Raw genomic sequence first — 15,777 nt, 5'->3', positions numbered from 1 at the left:
CCTTTGAGTCTCACCCGACCGCACGGCAACCGCACCTCACGCCTCCCCGGCCTCGTCGCTGGCGCCCTCCGCTTCGCTCCGGGGCCAGCGACTCCCTCGCGCGCGCGACTCGCGGCCTGCGGCCGCTCGTCGGCACGCGCCGCCGCACCGCTCATCTGTTTATAAATGGCGTCGTCAGTGTCGGCTCACACCAGCCCGAGCGCGCCGAGCGCCGCGAACAGCGCGTCGCCGAACGTCAGGGAGACGACGAGCCCGACGGCCATCGGGACGACGAACGGCATTCCGGGCGAGACCAGCACGCGGTCCTCGCGGGCGACGACGGCGAGCCCGTCGCGGAGCGTCGCGGCGTCCGTGCCGTACGCGCCGTGATCGATCTCGTCTAGGAACCGCTCTGCCGCCCACGGGTCGTCGGACTCGCGGTCGGCGTCGCTGTCGGTCTCCGCGTCGGCCGCATGCCCGCCGTCCGGGGCCGCGTCGTCAACTGCCCGTCCTCCGTCGGTGGGCGCGTCGTCAACTGCCCGTCCTCCGTCGGTGGGCGCGTCGTCAACTGCGCGCCCCCCGTCGGTCCGCGGACCGACGTGGGTCCCGCCGTCGGTCGGGGCGAACGTCTCGCCGACCGAGGCGGGGTCGCGGAGGTCGTCGGGGTCGGCCCGCACGTCGGCGAGCGTGCGGCCGCGCCACCGGAGATACATCCGGAGCGCGTCGAGGTCGAGGCCGTTCCGGGTCGGCCCGTCGGGGTCCTCGAACAGCCGCCCGTGCCGGTCGGGCAGCGAGTCGGTCGCGACCGGTCGCGCGAAGAACATGAGCCGCGAGGCCTCGCCGCGGACGAGGTTGAAGACGGCGAGGCCGACCGGGTACGCGAGCCCGAGGAGGACGGTGTTCGTGAGGATCGTCAGCGAGAACACGCCGAGCTGAGTGTCGACGAGCGGGAGCGTGACCCCGGCGAGGTCGTACGCCGGGAACGTCGGGAAGAGCACCGCGAGCGCGATCATCGCCTTGGCGTCGGCGCCGCCGAACGCCCCGAGGTACCAGAACGCGTAGCCCAGCGGCGCGATGAAAAGCAGACTGATCGCGACTCGCACCAGGAATCGCATCTCCACGAACCCCCCGAGAGGCCAGATCGTCACAATCTCCCAGACCAGAAGCAGCGCGCCGAACAGGTACAGCGGCGGCCACAGCCTGTTCGGGAGGCGCCGGGTCCGGACGTCCCGGATCGCCGCCCACGCGAACACGGGGACGACGACGAGTCGGAGGAGGTCCGGCAGCGTCGCAACCATGTCTCCACGGGCGAGACGGGACCAATTAGGCGTTCGGGTTCGCGTATCGATATCGATAGCCGTCAACCGTCCGGCCGGTCCGGCCGCCGATCGAACACGTCGAGGACAGGCTCCGGGTCGTCGAGGCCCGGGATCCGGTACTCGTCGTCGCGCAGTTCGATCACGACGGTCTCGGTCCCGAGCCGCCGGTCGAGCCGCCGGCGCTCCACCCGCAGATCCGTCTCGTCCCACGGCTCGACGCGCCACATCGTCGCGCCGGACAGGCGGTCGCGCGCGACGAGCGCGCCGTCGCCGGCGCGGTACTCGACGAGCCCGTGCCGGAGTTCGTGGTCGAGCGCGGCGAGCGCGAGCGGGACCGCAAGCGCGGCCGCGAGGAGGAGGGCGACGGTCCCCCAGTCGCCGCCGAACGCGAACAGGAGGCCGAGGAGCGCGAGGCCCCCGCCGACGTACCAGAGCCCCGGGTGACCGAGCGGCGTCGTCAGCGCCCCGGCGAGACGAGCGCGGCGGGGCTGGCGGACCGTCTCGGTCGGCTTCGCGAGCGATCCGTCGACCGGCTCGGCCGCGGGCGGGTCGTAGGAGAGCCCCAGATCGAGCGACGACGACTCGTCGAACGCGGCCAGTCGGTCGCCGTACAGGCTCGCGAGGTCGAAAGCGAACTTCACCGCGACGATGCCGAGCAGGAGGGGAATCCCGATCGCGTCCGGATCGATCGCGGAGATCGGCGTGTCCTCCTCCAGCGTTCCCGCGCCGACGATCGTGACGGTGAACAGCGCGCCGAAGAAGATCGCCGCGCCCTGAGCGAACACGCCTTGGATCGCGGTCTGCGCGCTGTGATCCCGGTGCTCGCCGCGACCGAAGTACTCGACGAGCGTCGTGACCCCCTCGCCGATGAAGAGGGCGAGCGTCACGAGCGCGACCGTGTCGACCACGGTCGAGACGGTTCCTTCCTCGACGACGACGCCGACCGTGAGCGTGCCGACGACCAGCCAGACGACCGCGAGGATCGGCGCGGCGACGGGGAGAACGAGCAGCGACGAGAGCCGGACCTGAACGCCGGTCCACGGGATCGACAGGGCGACCCGTCGCTGTGCGAGCGGGCCGATGAGCAGCCCGTCGCGTTCTATCTCGGACGGGCGTCCGGCGAACAGCGCGCGGACGAGCGCCCACCCGGAGGCGATCCCGAGTTCGAACCAGTACAGCGTCATCAGCGCGGCCGCGTTCCAGCCGAGCGAGACCACGCCGACGAGCGGGAGCAGGTTCGCGAGCGCGACCGAGAGGACTCGGGGACGACGGCCGCGGGCCAGCGCGCGCAACCCGTCGGGCGGGCGAGAGGAGGGCATCCGTCGGTCGTTCCGGGTCGGCGTACATAAGCGGCCGGGGGTTCGGCGGCGAGGGCTCGGACCGGTGCCGGGCGCGACCAATTTAGCGCGCCGGACCGGCGTCGCGGTGGAGATAGAGGTACGCCAGCACCGGAACGATCGTGAAGAGGAGCGTCGAGGCGGCCCAAACGACCGCGTAGCGGCTCCCGCGCGCCCTCGCGTCGCGGTAGATCCACACCGAGGCGGCGACGACGACGCCGTAGATCACGAGCGTGAGCGGCAGCGACCACGGGAGAGCGAGACCGAAGAGCGTCATCCGTCTCCACCGGTGAGGTCGGCGCACATGACGAAGTCCGGTTCCGCCGCGACCGGCACGCGGTTCGCGCCGGTGTCGCTGACGTGCTCGACCGTCTCGGGGATCAGCACGCGAGCGCGGTCGGCGTCCGCCGCCGCGGCGTCGGCGGCGATCGCGTCGTACAGCGCGCCCGCCGCGTCGACGTCGCGCCACGCGGCGACGCCGTAGACCGCGGTCCGCGTGGGCTCGCCGTCGACCTCGCGCTCCGTCACGCGGGTCCGGACGGCGAAGCCGGCGAGCGCGTCGGCGTCGGCGACCGCGAGCAGTCGGTCCTCGGCGGCCGCTGTCGCGAGCTCGTCGCGGGTGAGCCGGGAGCAGGCCCACGACTCGTCCGGGTCGAGCGCGAGGCCGCGCAGGCGGTCACGGGCGGCGCTGTCGCTCCAGAACGCCCACGCCGCGTTCGGGTCGGGGTCGGGGAGACGGTCGAGACCGGCGGCGTCGCGGTCGATTGCGTCCGGGTCGGGCGCCGGCTCCGCGAACCGGAACTCCGTCGCGGGGTCGAAGCCGACCGCGCGCGACTGGCCGAGTCCCATGACGTTCCACGAGAACACCATGTTGCGGCAGACGGTCGCGCCGCGTCCGCGCGCCCAGTCGAGCACCGCCTCCGAGAGGGCGGTCCCGACGCCGTGGCCGCGCGCGGCGGGGTCGACGCGGATCCCCTGTCCCCACGCCTCCCACTCGCTGAGGAGCGCGCCCTGGATACAGCCGACGACCGCCTCGGGGTCGCCCGCGTCGGCGGCGCCGTCGCCGTCGCCCGTGACGTGCGTGTCGCCCGCGTCTCTGCCGTCGAGGTCGCCCACGTCGGCGGCGTCCGGGGGGAGCGTCGCCACGAAGGTGCCGCGGTCCGGGTCGTCGGACGCGGCCCACTCCGGGAACACGCGAGGGATGTAGTCCTCGTGGCGCTCGCCCCACGTGTCGCGGGTGAACGCCGCGACCGCGTCGGCGTCGGCCGGGCGCGCCTCGCGGACGACGACGGTCGGCGCTGCGTCAGCCTCGTCGGCTGCCTCGCTCATCGCCAGGGCCGCGACTCCTCTGTCAGCTCGCCCGCGAGGTCACGCGTCATCGCGTCGGCGGGGTCCGCGCGGTTCGCGAGCGCCCACATCAGCTTCACCTTCGCGGTTCCGGGGAGGGTGTCGCCCGCCTCGACGACGCCGGCGTCCAGCAGGTCGCGGCCGGTGTCGTACACGCGGTCGCAGACCCGACCTTCGAGGCACTGGCTCGTCATCGCGACGACAGTCCCGCCCTCGACCAGCTCCTCGATCCGCGGGATGAGGTCGGTGTGGACGTGGCCGAGCCCGGTGCCCTCGATCACGACGCCGTCCTTGTCGTCGAGGTACGCCCACGCGGCCGGGTCCATTCCGGGCGTGAACTTCACCAGCTCCACGTCGCCGTCGAGGTAGGGCTCAAGCGCGATCGCGTCGCCGTCGGCCGCGTCGCTCCCGTCGGTTCCGCCCCGCGAGCGCGGCTCGCGGTTCCACTCGATCGCAGCGTCGGCCGCGTCACCGTCGGCGCCCGCCTCCGCGGCGCGCTCGTAGTCGATCAGCCCGAGGGGCGCGGCGCCGACCGTCTCGAAGGCGTCCCGGCGCGAGGTGTGATTCTTGCGGACGCGCGTGCCGCGGTGGAGCGCGCAGGCGTCGTCGGAGGGGTCGGCGTGCATACAGACGAGGGTCTCGCTATGCTCGGCCTTCGCGGCCTCGACGGCGCACACCGCGTTCATCACGTTGTCCGACGAGGGGCGGTCCGCGGAGCGCTGGCTCCCCGTGAACACGACCGGGACGGGCGAGTCGAGCATAAAGGATAGCGCGGACGCGGAGTACTGCATCGTGTCGGTACCGTGCATCACGACGACGCCGTCGGCGCCGGCCTCGATCTCCTCGGCGACCGCGTCGGCGAGGTCGCGCCAGATGGACGGCTCCATGTTCTCCGAGAGGATGTTCGCGACGACGCGCCCGCGGTAGTTCGCGCGCCCGGCGAGTTCTGGGACGGCGCGGAGGACGTCCTCGGCGTCGAACTGCGCGGTGACGGCGCCGGTCCGGTAGTCGACGGTGGAGGCGATCGTCCCGCCGGTGGAGATGAGCGAGACGGTAGGGAGGTCCTCGTCGAAGGTGATCTCGGAGGTGGCGTCAGCCTCGTCGTCGGTCTCGGCTGCAGGGTCGACCTCGCGGGCGGCGGAGTCCAGCACCTCGACATCCGCCGCCTCGCGGTCGATGCCGACGTTGTAGCCGCCGTCCAGCTTGACGACGAGGTGGTCGCGCGTCGTGGAGGGGAGCAGTACGCCCTCGTTGGTGACGCCCCCGCGCTCGACGCGGACGCGATCTCCCGGTTGCATACGCTCCGCTTCCGCCGGGGCGGACTTGAATCCAACCGTTCGAGGCGGCGCGACGGGAGCGTCGCAAAGACGGCGAGGAAGAAGAGAGGCCGACGGCTATCGACCGAGTGCGGGAGCGGCGGGCGGCCGGGTCAGTGCTCGATGTACTCGGCTTCCCAGTCGGTCCGGGCCTCGATCTCGCGGCGGCCGCGGCGGGTCAGCGTGTAGTAGTTGGTGCGGCGGTCGCGCTGGCCCTTCTCGACGAGCCCCTTCTCGACGAGCGTGTCGAGGTTCGGGTAGAGGCGGCCGTGGTGGATCTCCTTTTCGTAGTACTCTTCGAGTTCCTCCTTGATGGCCAGCCCGTGCGGCTCGTCGAGCCCCGCGATCACGTAGAGCAGGTCTCGCTGAAAACCTGTGAGGTCATACATACGACTGCTTAGACATATTATCCGAAAATAAATAAATATACCGTTACATCTGTCCTCATACGACCAGCCGGCGGCACCTACGCCTCCGTAACCGACGGGTTCGTTCTGTCAACTCCGTAACTGTCATCCGAAATAGAGCGAGTATTCGGCGATGGGAAGTCGTTACGGTTACCTGATACGTGCCCGGAGCCCGCGGCTCACAGGAATGACTGGCTGTCGGAGCAGGGCGCCGATCGGAGAGAAACCGAGCGGCTCCGATCGGGCGCGACGAGACGGAGGCGAGGCGCTATCGGATCAGGGCGTGCGAGGCGCTATCGAAGCAAGATATGCCGGACGCTGTCGGAGTAGCGCTCGAAGAAGGCACGCCCGACGCGGAAAAAAGCCGCGTCGAGCCTGCCGATTGGTCCCCGCTGACGCTTCGGCCCTCCAGACGAAGCGTCACCTGACGATAGCAGGTAGAGCGTAATAAACGTGTTGTACGCCGCTCACATGTGTTCTTCTTCTAACACCCAGCCGAGCGCGCGCTTGTAGTGCGCGAACATCTCCTCGACGCCGCGGTGGTTCATCTCTTCGTCGTCCAACTGCTCGCGCAGGAACTCGTACTGCTCTCTGATCTCCTCTTCCGAACGCATACCACTCGGTACGGAGCGGTCCCGGATAGTGTTGTGGCCGGAAGGGTGTCGAGCGGTTGACGGGGCGCCGTCGCCGAGACTCTCGCGACTGACTGAGGGCTCACCGGATCCGGAGGGTCATCGATACCACCAGACGACCACGCCGACCACGAGGAGTGCGCCGACGGCGGTCAGTACCCCGCCGAACCGCGGTGACCACCCGACCGTCGCCACGCCGAGAAGCGTCGCCACGCCGAGCATCGCCGTCAGGAGACCGGTCACCAGAAATATCGCGCCCCACACGACATCGGGGACCAGCTTTGCGACCTCGTCGATGAGCAGGTCGAGTGTCTCGTCGAGCATGGGGACCAGCCGTGTTCGGCCGACGACGGTGCCGGAGTAAATGCTGTCGACGGTCAGTGACGAGGAGAGGCCTGAGGCCAAATCACGGCCGCTTGGTTACACACTCAGCTTTGAACGTTGAGTATCTAACACTTAATCGAGCGAAAATGGCGGCTGAGACGGTATGAGCATGGAAAAGAGAGTTCAGCCGCAGACGCTCCGCTCTCCACTGGAGGTTCAAACGCCGTGAACGCTGCCTTCATTATCCTCTGTGAATCACTCTCCTGTTCCACCGATACCGTACACTCCTCGTAGAACGTCTTTTCCTCCGATTTCTGGCCCAATAGTGTCAACAAGACAACGTTCAAAGCTGAGTTACACATATCGATCGTAGTTCGACAGAGGACACCGCAAATTCCCAGCCGCGGGGCCGCGCCCGTACCGCGCAGCGCCCCACGCCTCCCCAGCCTCGCGGCTCGCGCTCTTCGAGCGCTCGTCGCCACGCGCCGCCGCGTCTTTTCGATGAGTACTGTCGCGGACACCGGCGAACGGTAACGTTGATACGTCGACCGCGGGTACGAGAGGAGACGAATGGACGACCGGACTCGCGAGTACCTCCGGGGGCGGTTCGGCGACTACTACCGGTCGGTGTCGCTGTCGCTCCCCCCCGACGCGAACCTCCGCGAGTGGGGGCACATCCCGTGGACCCCCGGATCGGGGACGACGATGGTCCGTCACCAGTCGCTGTTCGACCTCGGCGACGTGGACACCTTCTTCGCCGACAACGCGCCCCGGCACGCCTACTTCTCGGCCGCGCGCTACGACGACCCCGGAGCGACGACGATGGGGCAGAAGGGGTGGCGGAACGCCGACCTCGTCTTCGACCTGGACGCCGACCACCTCCCCGGCGTCGACCCCGAGACCACCTCCTACCCGGAGATGCTGGCGGCGTGTAAGGACGCGCTCGTGCGGCTGCTGGACTTCATCGACGACGACTTCGCGTTCGAAGACGTGACGGTCGTCTTCTCCGGCGGGCGGGGCTACCACGTCCACGTCCGGGACGAGAGCGTACGGGAGTTGGACAGCGAGGCGCGCCGCGAGATCGTCGACTACGTGCGCGCCATCGACCTCGACAGCGACGGACTGATCCGGACGGTCTCCGACCGGGGGACAACGAAGCGCGTCCTCCGCACCGAGGGCGGGTGGGGCGCGCGCGTTCACGACGCGCTGGTCGAGTACGCCGACGACCTCCGCGAGATGGGCGACGAGGCCGCGCGCGAGCGCCTCATAGAACTCGACGGGATCGGCGAGGGGCGCGCGGAGACGATCCGCGGCGCGTTTGACCGGAACCCGACCGCCGTGCGCGAGGGCAACGTGGAGGCCGGCGGGCCGGGCGTCCGCCGGCTCGTCTCCGCGCTCGCCGCGCGCGTCGCCGCGACCGACGCCGCGCCGATCGACGAGCCGGTGACGACCGATACCCGGCGGCTCATCCGGCTCCCGGGGACGCTCCACGGCGGCTCCGCGCTCGTCGTCACGCCGCTCGACCGCGACGAGCTTGCCGACTTCGACCCGCTCCGGGACGCGGTCCCGGACCGGTTCGTCGGCCGCGAGATCCGGATCGAGACGGACGCGGATCGGACGGTAGAATTAAACGGCGAGCGCGTCAGAGTTGAATCCGGTAGAAACACCGTGCCCGAGTTCGCGGGAGCCTTCCTGATGGCCCGCGGCGAGGCGCGGAAAGCTCCCGAACGATGACCGACGACAAATGAACCTCGACGAACTCCGATCCGCGCAGGCGAAGGAGCGCCGGAAGGACAGCCTCCAGCACCTGCGGGACTCGTTTTACGACGACGTGGGCGCGTACGTCGCGGACCTGCGCGCCGCGCGCGACCGCCGCGCCGAGCAGGTCGAGAACCCGTTCTCCGACGACGACGTCCGACGGCTCTCCGACGAGGTGGAGACCGCGGAGGAGGTCGCCGAGGCGCTCTACGAGCGCCGGGTCGGGAAAGTCGTCAAGCTCGCCTCCTTCGCCGCGGCCGACATGTCCGTCGACGAGGAGGGAATGACGGCCGAGGAGCGGCGGCTGTTCGACGACCTCGTCGAGCGCATCAGCGCGAACAAGTCAGCGGTGCTCGATGTGCTCGCGGGCGAGTCGCCGGTCCCGGACGAGTCCGCGACCGCGGACGGCGACGACCGGCCGCTCGGGACCGAGGAGGGGTCCTCGGCCCCCGAAGCGAGGACGCCGGACCCGAGTCGGGCAGACACCGACTCACCCGACGGTGGCCCCGAGCCGTCGGACGCGGACGCGGCTCCCGCCGACCCGGAACCCGAGCCGTCGGACGCCGCTACGGCGTCGGGCGACGCCGGCGCCCTCGCCGGCGCGATGGGCGGCGACGGGGGAGACTCCTCCGCCGACGCCGAGCCGGAGCCGAACGAGGACCGCCCGGCGCCCGACCCCGAGTCCGCGTCCGACGGCGGCGAGGGTCCGACGCCGGTGCCCCCCGAACCGGCGCCTCCGGGAGCGGTCGGGGCCGACGACGCGGCCGACGCCGACGACACGATCGGCGACAGCGCGATCGGCGACAGCGGCACGGTCCCGGGCGATCGCCCCGCGGGAGACACGGACGAGGGGGCCGACCCCGGCGCGACGACGGACGGGGGAGCGATCCCCGAGTCGCCGGCAGGGGGCGGATCGGACGCGGCTGCGGAGCCGGGTGCCGGTTCGAAGCCTGACCGGCCCACCGAGCGAGCCACGGTGCGGATCACCCGCGACGTGGGAGCGATCTTCGGCGTCGACGAGCGGGAGTACGAGCTCGCGAGCGAGGACGTGGTCTCACTGCCCGTCGAGAACGTCGATCCGCTCGTCCAGCGCGACGCCGCCGAGCGGATCGACTGACCGCGGTCGGCGAGGTCGGTCGCCCGAGTGAGTGACTCACTGCGGTCGACAGCGCCGCTCGACCGACCGACGGACACTAACGCCAGCGGCCGCTACGGTCCCTCGATGGAGATCGAGTTCCTCGGCGGCGCCCGCGAGGTGGGGCGGAGCGCCCTCCTCGTCGACGACGCGCTGCTCGTGGACTACGGACTGATGACCGCGGAGCCGCCGCAGTACCCGGTTCGCGATCCCGAGCCCGACGCGGTCGTCGTCTCGCACGGACACCTCGACCACGTCGGCGCGGTCCCCGCGCTGCTGAAGGGCGACCGCCGCCCGCCGATCCACTGGACGCCGCCGACCGGGGAGCTCGCGCGGACGCTCGCCGAGGACACGCTGAAGCTCCACGGGAACAGCCCGCTGTGCCCGTTCGGCGCCGAGCACGTCGCGCGGTTGGGCGAAGTGGAGATGCGACACGGCTACGGCGACCCCTTCCCGGTCGCGGGCGGGATCGACGGCGGCGGCTACGAGGTGACGCTGTTCTCGGCCGGGCACATTCCGGGCTCGGCGCACGTCCTCGTCGACGACGGAGACACTCAGCTGCTGTACACCGGCGACTTCCACACCGACGACCAGCGGCTGGTCGCGGGGACGACGGCGCGCCCCGACGCCGACGCGGTGATCTGTGAGTCCACCTACGCGGACGTGACGCACGAGGACCGCGCCGCGGTGGAGTCGGCGTGGGCCGAGCGCGTCGAGCGGACCCTCTGGGAGGGCGGCACCGTCGTCGCGCCCGCGTTCGCCATCGGCCGGACGCAGGAGATGCTCCTCGTCGCGGCCGCGAACGACCTCACGCCGTACGTGGACGGGATGGGCGTCGGGGTGACGGAAACGCTCCGGCGGTACCCGTCGTTCCTCCGTGACGCCGACGCGTTCGGGGAGGCGGTCGGGCAGGCGCGCGTCGTCACGGGCCGCGACGGCCAGCGGAAGCGGGTCGCCGCCGAGAGCGCGCTGATCGTCACCACCTCCGGGATGCTCGCGGGCGGCCCGGTCCAGACGTACCTCCCGGAGATCAGGACGAGCCCGACGAACCTCGTGACGCTCACGGGGTATCAGGTGGAGGGGACGCCCGGCCGCGAGCTACAGGAGCGCGGGCAGTTGGAGCTGAACGGGCAGGTCAGGCCCGTGAGCGCGCGGGTGGCGTCGTACGACTTCTCCGCGCACGCCGACCGCGAGGGGCTGGAGTCGTTCCTCGACGCGTACCGGGACGCGCGCGTGCTGGTGAACCACGGCGACCGCTGCGAGGCGTTCGCCGCGGACCTGCGCGCGGACGGGGTCGACGCGAGCGCGCCCGAGGTCGGCGAGCGAATCGAGCTGTGAACGGGGTCACTCGTCCTCGACGACGGACGTGTTCCGGACGGTTTCGGCGTCGAGCGGAACCCCCGTTCGTCTGACGCCGGGGCCCTCTCTCGGAGCGACGTGGTTCGCTCCGTTCCACCCCGGGTGGAAGTACGCGACCCCCTGCTCGGGGAACGCGACGCCGACGATCCGCTCGTTCGACGCGTTAGTCGATAGCTGCGGCCGCACTGGACTCGACGGATTCAGGCTCGCGACAGTTTCGGACCGGAGACTCCCCTCGGAACCGTTCGCACCCGGGACGGAGTCGGTGAGCCAAACGGTCGCCTCGACGGTCGCGCGTTCCCCGCCCGCCTCGACGAAGGCGTTCCCGACGCCCGCGTACCGGACGCCGGTCACCATCGGGCTCGTCGGGACGCAGGTGACGGTGTGGACGCGGCTGAGCGAGACGCTCACCCCGCCGCCGTTCCCGTCGACCTCGAAGACGAGCGGGACTCGCTCCCGCACCGGGCAGCGCAGGGTGACGTCGACCGCGGCGGCGGCGCCCTCGTCGAGCGACGAGGGGGAGTCGACTGACTCGATCGTCGCACGTGGCGATCCGGACGGCGCGATCGATACGTCGACGTCGATGTCGTCGAGGCCGCTCCCGAACCGGTTGCGGTACTCGACGACTGCCGTCAGCTCTCCGTCGCGGACTTCGTCGGCGAGCGGCGCGTAGCCGAGGTACGCGCGCTCGTCGTCGGTGACGTTGACCGCGAGCCCGCGGTCGGCCTCCATCGCGGTGAACCCGGCGGTGCCGAATATCAGCCCGGTCGCCGCCGCGAACGCGAGCGCGATGCTCAGCGCGCGGAGCGGCCGTACGCGGGTCGACGGCGACGTAGCGACGTTCATTCTCAGCGGCGGAGTTCAGGGGGTTTCTCGGTGTTCCCCAAGCGCGTCCTGCGGCCGATGACGTGGTGGGCCACCGAGGAGATCCCGAAGACGGTGGCAGTGAACACCCCCACGTCGAGCGCCTCCAGCCCGGCGAATCCCGGTGTCCCCGTGACGACGGCGAGGAGGAGCGAGGCGGCGAGGGCCGCGAGCCCGACGTAGTAGAGGCTCCACGGGATCTCCCTGCTTCGGAGGACTTCGACGTAGATGTCGAGGCTCTCCAGCTCGGGTGTCGGCTCGACGAGGTTGGCCTCGTCGTCGACCGTCACCACGTTCACCTCCTCTAACTTCGGCAGGTGCGTGCGCTGAAGGGTGCTGTACACGTTTCGGCGGTCCTCGTACTTGACGTCCGTCGGGTCGATATCGTGTTCCCACGCGGTGACGTGCGTGGAGAGTTCGGAGACCTCGATCGGGCCTTCCGCCCGCTTGAGCGCGTGAATGACGAATCGGCGTCGTCTGTTCGACAGGATTTCGAAGACCTCGTCTTCGGACAGTTCACCTCCGTTCTGACCCGTCTCGCGTGTCGGAGTTGTAGAGAGCATCGGTGTGAGCACCCTAATTTGGCGCCGGTCGGTCCCTCCCGCGAACCGGCGATATTCACCTGTAGCGTGCGCGTCGGCCCGGCATAAATAGGTTGGATAGTTAACTTGTTATGTTAGTAATGGGATAGGAACAGCCTCGGCTCGTCGCCTTTCGCGGAGCAAACGGGTCTGAGAACGGACCGATTACCGGGTTCCAAGGGGTTGTTGCGGATCGAAGCGGGTTCGAACGGCGGATCGCAGCGTCTCCACGCCGGCTTCAGGGTCGGATCGATACGGCTCATGAGCGGCAATTGTCTCGTATTGAGCCGTCCACATCGCGTATCGTGTCACCCACGTCGCGTATCGAGATCGGCACGCGAACATGTCGAGAATATCATAACGAAGTATCCCTCCCTGTATGTGATACCCAAGCACTTCCGGCCCGGATGTCCGGGTCGCGGGGGTGTGTGAACACAGGTGAGATACGATATGGAACGACGCAAGTTCATTGTTGGACTGGGTGCACTGGCTTCAGGAAGCGCGGCTGCGATGGGGACAGGCGCGTTCACCGCTGCGGAACTCGATGGACGAGAGGCGAACATCGGTGTGGTCAACGACAGCAACGGTCTCATCGGGCTCCAGTCCGGAGGATCCGAGTACGTCACCAACACCGGAGGAAGCGGCGAGAACGAGCTGATGATCGACCTCAGCTCGACCGGCGGCGGTGAGGGTGTCAACCCGAACTCCACCTACCAAGTCGGCGGACTGGGTCAGTTCGACTCCAGCAATATCGATCTAGTTCCGGGCGATCCGACCGTGGACCCACCGGTCGGACAGGTCGCTATCGACACGACCACGCTGATCTCGGAGGAGTACGCGTTCAAGGTGATGAACCAGACGGACAGTCCGAAAGACATCGAGGTTACCTACAACGCGAACGACGAGTCGTTCCCGGACGGTACGCGCCTCTTCCTGGTTGCCTACTACCCCGAAGGAGGCGATAGTTCCGAACAGGAGGAGGGCCTCGTCGTCGGGAGTGTCGCAAACGAAAACGCCAAATCGGCCAGCATCATTTTCGACGACGACCAGCAGTACTCGGCGTCGATCGGGTCGGGGAAAGAGTTTTTCGTCACGATTCTCGTCGACGTGGGCGGTGCCGCCAGCGGCACCGATCTCGGCGGTACCCTCACCGTCCGCGCCGGAAGCCACGACGACTTCACCAACGCCGACGCGGGGACGTAACACCGCTCTCGGAGTATCATCATGAATCGACGCGATGTCGTGGTCGGACTGGGTGCGCTCGTCGGGACGGGAGCCGCGGCGTCCGGCACCGGCGCGTTCAGCGCGGCGGAGGCCTCCCGGGAGGCGAAGATCAACGTCGTCGACGACAGCGACGGGCTGGTCGGACTGGTCGCGAACGACGCGGTCGCGGGCGTTCGGATGAACACCGGGGGCGAGCTAACGATATCGCTCGGTGATGACGACCCCGGAGTGAACGTCGGCTCGGTATATCAGTTCGGGGCCTTCGTGTCCGACAACGGTGTGACCGACATCACGGGCGACACGTTCTCCGTGGTCGCGGCCGACGACCCGTCGGACATGAGCGGCGGGCAGGAATCCCTTGAGTCCGCGTTCGCCGTCGTGAATCAGTCGGCCAACGACCTCGCTCTCACGGTCGACTTCGAACTGCGAGACGACAGTGACGAGGGAACAAAGTACGCCTTCGAGCTACAGTCCTCGCAGGGCGGTGGCGGGACGCGGGAAGGGCTCGCGACGAGCCCAATAACAGGCCAGCTCACCGCGCAGCTGGCCACCGGCGAATCGATCGGGGTCTCGTTCATAGTCAATGCGCTAGACGGAGCGACGGCAGACGAAATCGCGGGGAGTCTGAGCCTCTCTGCGACGACCGTCTAGCGATCTGCGTTTTCCCTATTCCCCGCCGTCGGTGTACGCCCAGTCGTCGAGGACGCGCTCGGCGGCCGCGTTCGCCTCCGCCGGGGAGGGGCAAGAGCCGTCGACGACCTCTTCGGAGAGTTCGCCCGCGAGGTCGTACACCGCGGCCCCGTCGGCGCGCTCGGCGACGCGCTCGAAGGTGGGCCGGTAGCCGGCGGCGGCGCGCTGACCGATCTCGTCGAGCGAGGCGTCGATGGTGTACTCGAGCTGACGGACCGCTTCCTCGGGTTTCATATCCAATTGTCCGACTCCGACCTACTTAAATATACTCGGATTCGGAACTGAGTTAATTTCGGCTCGCGCCCCGCGTCGAACCGACGTTTATACTCCGCGGCGGCGTCGACTGGGCGCATGACCGACGCAGACGAGCGCGGCGCCGATTCGGGCGGGCGCGAGGAAGTCCCCGCTCCCGCGGCCCGCGCGGGCGACGTCGACGAACGCGCCGCGGTCGCGAAGCGTGCCGCGGAGGCGGGCGCCGCGGTGGCGAACGAGGGCTTCCGGAGCGACATCGCGGTGGAGACGAAAGGCGAGGACGACGTGGTGACCGAGGCGGACCGCGCCACCCAGCGCGCCGTCATCGAGTCGATCCGCGAGTCGTACCCCGACGACGCGGTCGTCGGCGAGGAAGAGGACGAGCGCAAGACGGTCCCCGAGTCGGGCCCCGCGTGGGTGATCGACCCCATCGACGGAACCCACAACTACGTCCGCGACATCCGCGTGTGGGCCACCGCGGTCGCCGCCGTCGTCGACGGCGAGCCGGTGGCGGCGGCGATCGTCGCGCCCGCGCTCGGCGACACCTACATCGCCGACGCCGAGGGCGCGTACCGTAACGGCGAGCCGATCGCGGTGAGCGGCGTGACCGAGACCCGGCACGCGACCGTCGACCCGACGATCTGGTGGGAATACGACGCCCGCGACGAGTACGCCCGCGCCTGCGAGGCGATTGTCACCCGTTTCGGCGATATGCGCCGGCTCGGCGCGGCGCAGGTGGTCCTGCCCACCGTCGCCGCCGGCGGGCTGGAGGGGACGATCACGAACGTCGCGGCGAACCCGTGGGACACGGTGGCGGGCGTCTTCGCGATCCGGCAGGCCGGCGGGCGCGTGACGGACTTGGACGGGAACCGCTGGCGGCACGACTCGACCGGGCTGGTCGCCTCGAACGGCGCACTCCACGACGAGGTGCTCGCGGCCGCGAACGAGATCGAATCAGACTGATAAGCGGAGTCCGTAGCCGTTGCTGGTCGGTGCCGAGTCGTTAGGTGATAAATCGAGGTCGCCGATCGGTGGATAGCCGCCGTATCCGTTCATTTATAACTGGTTGATAGCGGATCGACGGCGAACACCGCCGAAGCCCCAGTCGCTTGTTTATAAATGACTGGTGGCGGATCGACGGCGAACACCGCCGAAGCCCCAGTCGCGAGGACGACGCGCGCTCGTTGCGCTCCTCGCTCGTTCGCTCCGCTCACTCGCTGCGGTGCTTACGTCGCCTGCGTCGTCCTCGCGAC

General features: G+C 69.5%; 17 protein-coding genes. 6 read left to right on the top strand and 11 right to left on the bottom strand.

From position 1 onward, the window contains the following. Positions 1–185 precede the first annotated feature (185 nt). The 8 genes from B9G38_RS02795 to B9G38_RS02765 form a co-directional block, all read right to left on the bottom strand. A complete protein-coding gene (locus B9G38_RS02795; RefSeq protein ID WP_086219397.1) occupies positions 186–1,277 on the bottom strand; it encodes an A24 family peptidase in 1,092 nt (363 codons plus the stop codon). 62 nt (positions 1,278–1,339) lie between these two features. Next, the gene (locus B9G38_RS02790; RefSeq protein ID WP_086219396.1) at positions 1,340–2,617 is read right to left on the bottom strand and encodes a DUF6498-containing protein; all 1,278 of its coding nucleotides are present in this window, start codon (positions 2,615–2,617) and stop codon (positions 1,340–1,342) included. A gap of 82 nt (positions 2,618–2,699) precedes the next feature. Next, complete coding sequence (locus tag B9G38_RS02785) at positions 2,700–2,912, bottom strand: hypothetical protein (RefSeq protein WP_086219395.1); 213 nt, start codon at positions 2,910–2,912, stop codon at positions 2,700–2,702. After that, positions 2,909–3,964, bottom strand: coding sequence for a GNAT family N-acetyltransferase (locus B9G38_RS02780; protein ID WP_049930349.1), 1,056 nt, complete (start codon positions 3,962–3,964; stop codon positions 2,909–2,911). The genes B9G38_RS02785 and B9G38_RS02780 overlap by 4 nt, the downstream gene beginning before the upstream one ends. Further along, the gene (gene gatD, locus B9G38_RS02775; protein WP_049930348.1) at positions 3,961–5,280 is read right to left on the bottom strand and encodes a Glu-tRNA(Gln) amidotransferase subunit GatD; all 1,320 of its coding nucleotides are present in this window, start codon (positions 5,278–5,280) and stop codon (positions 3,961–3,963) included. The genes B9G38_RS02780 and gatD overlap by 4 nt, the downstream gene beginning before the upstream one ends. 131 nt (positions 5,281–5,411) lie before the next feature. Next, positions 5,412–5,687, bottom strand: coding sequence for a PadR family transcriptional regulator (locus tag B9G38_RS02770; protein WP_004597247.1), 276 nt, complete (start codon positions 5,685–5,687; stop codon positions 5,412–5,414). Positions 5,688–6,172: 485 nt separating this feature from the next. Next, on the bottom strand, positions 6,173–6,319 hold the full coding sequence (locus B9G38_RS18150; protein WP_198945648.1) for a hypothetical protein: 147 nt from the start codon (positions 6,317–6,319) through the stop codon (positions 6,173–6,175). A gap of 117 nt (positions 6,320–6,436) precedes the next feature. Further along, the gene (locus B9G38_RS02765) at positions 6,437–6,661 is read right to left on the bottom strand and encodes a hypothetical protein (RefSeq protein ID WP_086219394.1); all 225 of its coding nucleotides are present in this window, start codon (positions 6,659–6,661) and stop codon (positions 6,437–6,439) included. A 570-nt stretch (positions 6,662–7,231) separates the two neighbouring features. On the opposite strand from B9G38_RS02765, the gene priS reads away from it, so the two are divergent. The 3 genes from priS to B9G38_RS02750 all read left to right on the top strand — a co-directional run bounded on the left by priS (position 7,232) and on the right by B9G38_RS02750 (position 10,892). Then, positions 7,232–8,395, top strand: coding sequence for a DNA primase small subunit PriS (gene priS, locus B9G38_RS02760; protein WP_086219393.1), 1,164 nt, complete (start codon positions 7,232–7,234; stop codon positions 8,393–8,395). Between the two features lie 10 nt (positions 8,396–8,405). After that, positions 8,406–9,536, top strand: a complete 1,131-nt coding sequence (locus B9G38_RS02755) for a hypothetical protein (RefSeq protein WP_086219392.1) — start codon at positions 8,406–8,408, stop codon at positions 9,534–9,536. Between the two features lie 105 nt (positions 9,537–9,641). Next, on the top strand, positions 9,642–10,892 hold the full coding sequence (locus B9G38_RS02750) for an MBL fold metallo-hydrolase (RefSeq protein WP_086219391.1): 1,251 nt from the start codon (positions 9,642–9,644) through the stop codon (positions 10,890–10,892). Between the two features lie 6 nt (positions 10,893–10,898). Here B9G38_RS02750 and B9G38_RS02745 read toward each other — a convergent pair whose 3' ends face one another. Then, positions 10,899–11,759 (bottom strand): hypothetical protein, encoded by an 861-nt coding sequence (locus tag B9G38_RS02745; protein ID WP_086219390.1) that lies wholly within the window; start codon positions 11,757–11,759, stop codon positions 10,899–10,901. Between the two features lie 2 nt (positions 11,760–11,761). Further along, positions 11,762–12,340 carry a helix-turn-helix transcriptional regulator gene (locus tag B9G38_RS02740; protein WP_086219389.1) on the bottom strand — a complete coding sequence of 193 codons (579 nt, stop codon included), beginning with the start codon at positions 12,338–12,340 and terminating at the stop codon, positions 11,762–11,764. A 468-nt stretch (positions 12,341–12,808) separates the two neighbouring features. Here B9G38_RS02740 and B9G38_RS18485 point away from each other — a divergent pair, with 468 nt between their 5' ends. Then, positions 12,809–13,561: a hypothetical protein gene (locus tag B9G38_RS18485; RefSeq protein WP_233127151.1), complete on the top strand. Its 753-nt coding sequence runs from the start codon at positions 12,809–12,811 to the stop codon at positions 13,559–13,561. 21 nt (positions 13,562–13,582) lie between these two features. Next, positions 13,583–14,233: a hypothetical protein gene (locus tag B9G38_RS02725; RefSeq protein WP_086216942.1), complete on the top strand. Its 651-nt coding sequence runs from the start codon at positions 13,583–13,585 to the stop codon at positions 14,231–14,233. A gap of 15 nt (positions 14,234–14,248) precedes the next feature. Here B9G38_RS02725 and B9G38_RS02720 read toward each other — a convergent pair whose 3' ends face one another. After that, positions 14,249–14,506 carry a hypothetical protein gene (locus B9G38_RS02720; protein WP_049930330.1) on the bottom strand — a complete coding sequence of 86 codons (258 nt, stop codon included), beginning with the start codon at positions 14,504–14,506 and terminating at the stop codon, positions 14,249–14,251. A 117-nt stretch (positions 14,507–14,623) separates the two neighbouring features. Between B9G38_RS02720 and B9G38_RS02715 the strand changes: the two genes are divergently transcribed. After that, the gene (locus B9G38_RS02715; RefSeq protein WP_086219388.1) at positions 14,624–15,487 is read left to right on the top strand and encodes an inositol monophosphatase; all 864 of its coding nucleotides are present in this window, start codon (positions 14,624–14,626) and stop codon (positions 15,485–15,487) included. Positions 15,488–15,777: the final 290 nt, after the last annotated feature.

This window comes from Halorubrum sp. SD612, from assembly GCF_002135005.1.
The sequence above is the reverse complement of the archived record's forward strand: the minus strand, read 5'-3'. Positions and strand labels throughout refer to the sequence as shown.

What these genes read in the sequence shown, in the direction of transcription:
- B9G38_RS02765 (WP_086219394.1), bottom strand. Translation starts at nt 6,661, where the DNA reads ATGCTCGACGAGACACTCGACCTGCTCATCGACGAGGTCGCAAAGCTG.
- B9G38_RS02720 (WP_049930330.1), bottom strand. Translation starts at nt 14,506, where the DNA reads ATGAAACCCGAGGAAGCGGTCCGTCAGCTCGAGTACACCATCGACGCC.
- B9G38_RS02725 (WP_086216942.1), top strand. Translation starts at nt 13,583, where the DNA reads ATGAATCGACGCGATGTCGTGGTCGGACTGGGTGCGCTCGTCGGGACG.
- B9G38_RS02785 (WP_086219395.1), bottom strand. Translation starts at nt 2,912, where the DNA reads ATGACGCTCTTCGGTCTCGCTCTCCCGTGGTCGCTGCCGCTCACGCTC.
- B9G38_RS02790 (WP_086219396.1), bottom strand. Translation starts at nt 2,617, where the DNA reads ATGCCCTCCTCTCGCCCGCCCGACGGGTTGCGCGCGCTGGCCCGCGGC.
- B9G38_RS02780 (WP_049930349.1), bottom strand. Translation starts at nt 3,964, where the DNA reads ATGAGCGAGGCAGCCGACGAGGCTGACGCAGCGCCGACCGTCGTCGTC.
- gatD (WP_049930348.1), bottom strand. Translation starts at nt 5,280, where the DNA reads ATGCAACCGGGAGATCGCGTCCGCGTCGAGCGCGGGGGCGTCACCAAC.
- B9G38_RS02740 (WP_086219389.1), bottom strand. Translation starts at nt 12,340, where the DNA reads ATGCTCTCTACAACTCCGACACGCGAGACGGGTCAGAACGGAGGTGAA.
- B9G38_RS02715 (WP_086219388.1), top strand. Translation starts at nt 14,624, where the DNA reads ATGACCGACGCAGACGAGCGCGGCGCCGATTCGGGCGGGCGCGAGGAA.
- B9G38_RS02770 (WP_004597247.1), bottom strand. Translation starts at nt 5,687, where the DNA reads ATGTATGACCTCACAGGTTTTCAGCGAGACCTGCTCTACGTGATCGCG.
- priS (WP_086219393.1), top strand. Translation starts at nt 7,232, where the DNA reads ATGGACGACCGGACTCGCGAGTACCTCCGGGGGCGGTTCGGCGACTAC.
- B9G38_RS18485 (WP_233127151.1), top strand. Translation starts at nt 12,809, where the DNA reads ATGGAACGACGCAAGTTCATTGTTGGACTGGGTGCACTGGCTTCAGGA.
- B9G38_RS02750 (WP_086219391.1), top strand. Translation starts at nt 9,642, where the DNA reads ATGGAGATCGAGTTCCTCGGCGGCGCCCGCGAGGTGGGGCGGAGCGCC.
- B9G38_RS02755 (WP_086219392.1), top strand. Translation starts at nt 8,406, where the DNA reads ATGAACCTCGACGAACTCCGATCCGCGCAGGCGAAGGAGCGCCGGAAG.
- B9G38_RS02795 (WP_086219397.1), bottom strand. Translation starts at nt 1,277, where the DNA reads ATGGTTGCGACGCTGCCGGACCTCCTCCGACTCGTCGTCGTCCCCGTG.
- B9G38_RS18150 (WP_198945648.1), bottom strand. Translation starts at nt 6,319, where the DNA reads ATGCGTTCGGAAGAGGAGATCAGAGAGCAGTACGAGTTCCTGCGCGAG.
- B9G38_RS02745 (WP_086219390.1), bottom strand. Translation starts at nt 11,759, where the DNA reads ATGAACGTCGCTACGTCGCCGTCGACCCGCGTACGGCCGCTCCGCGCG.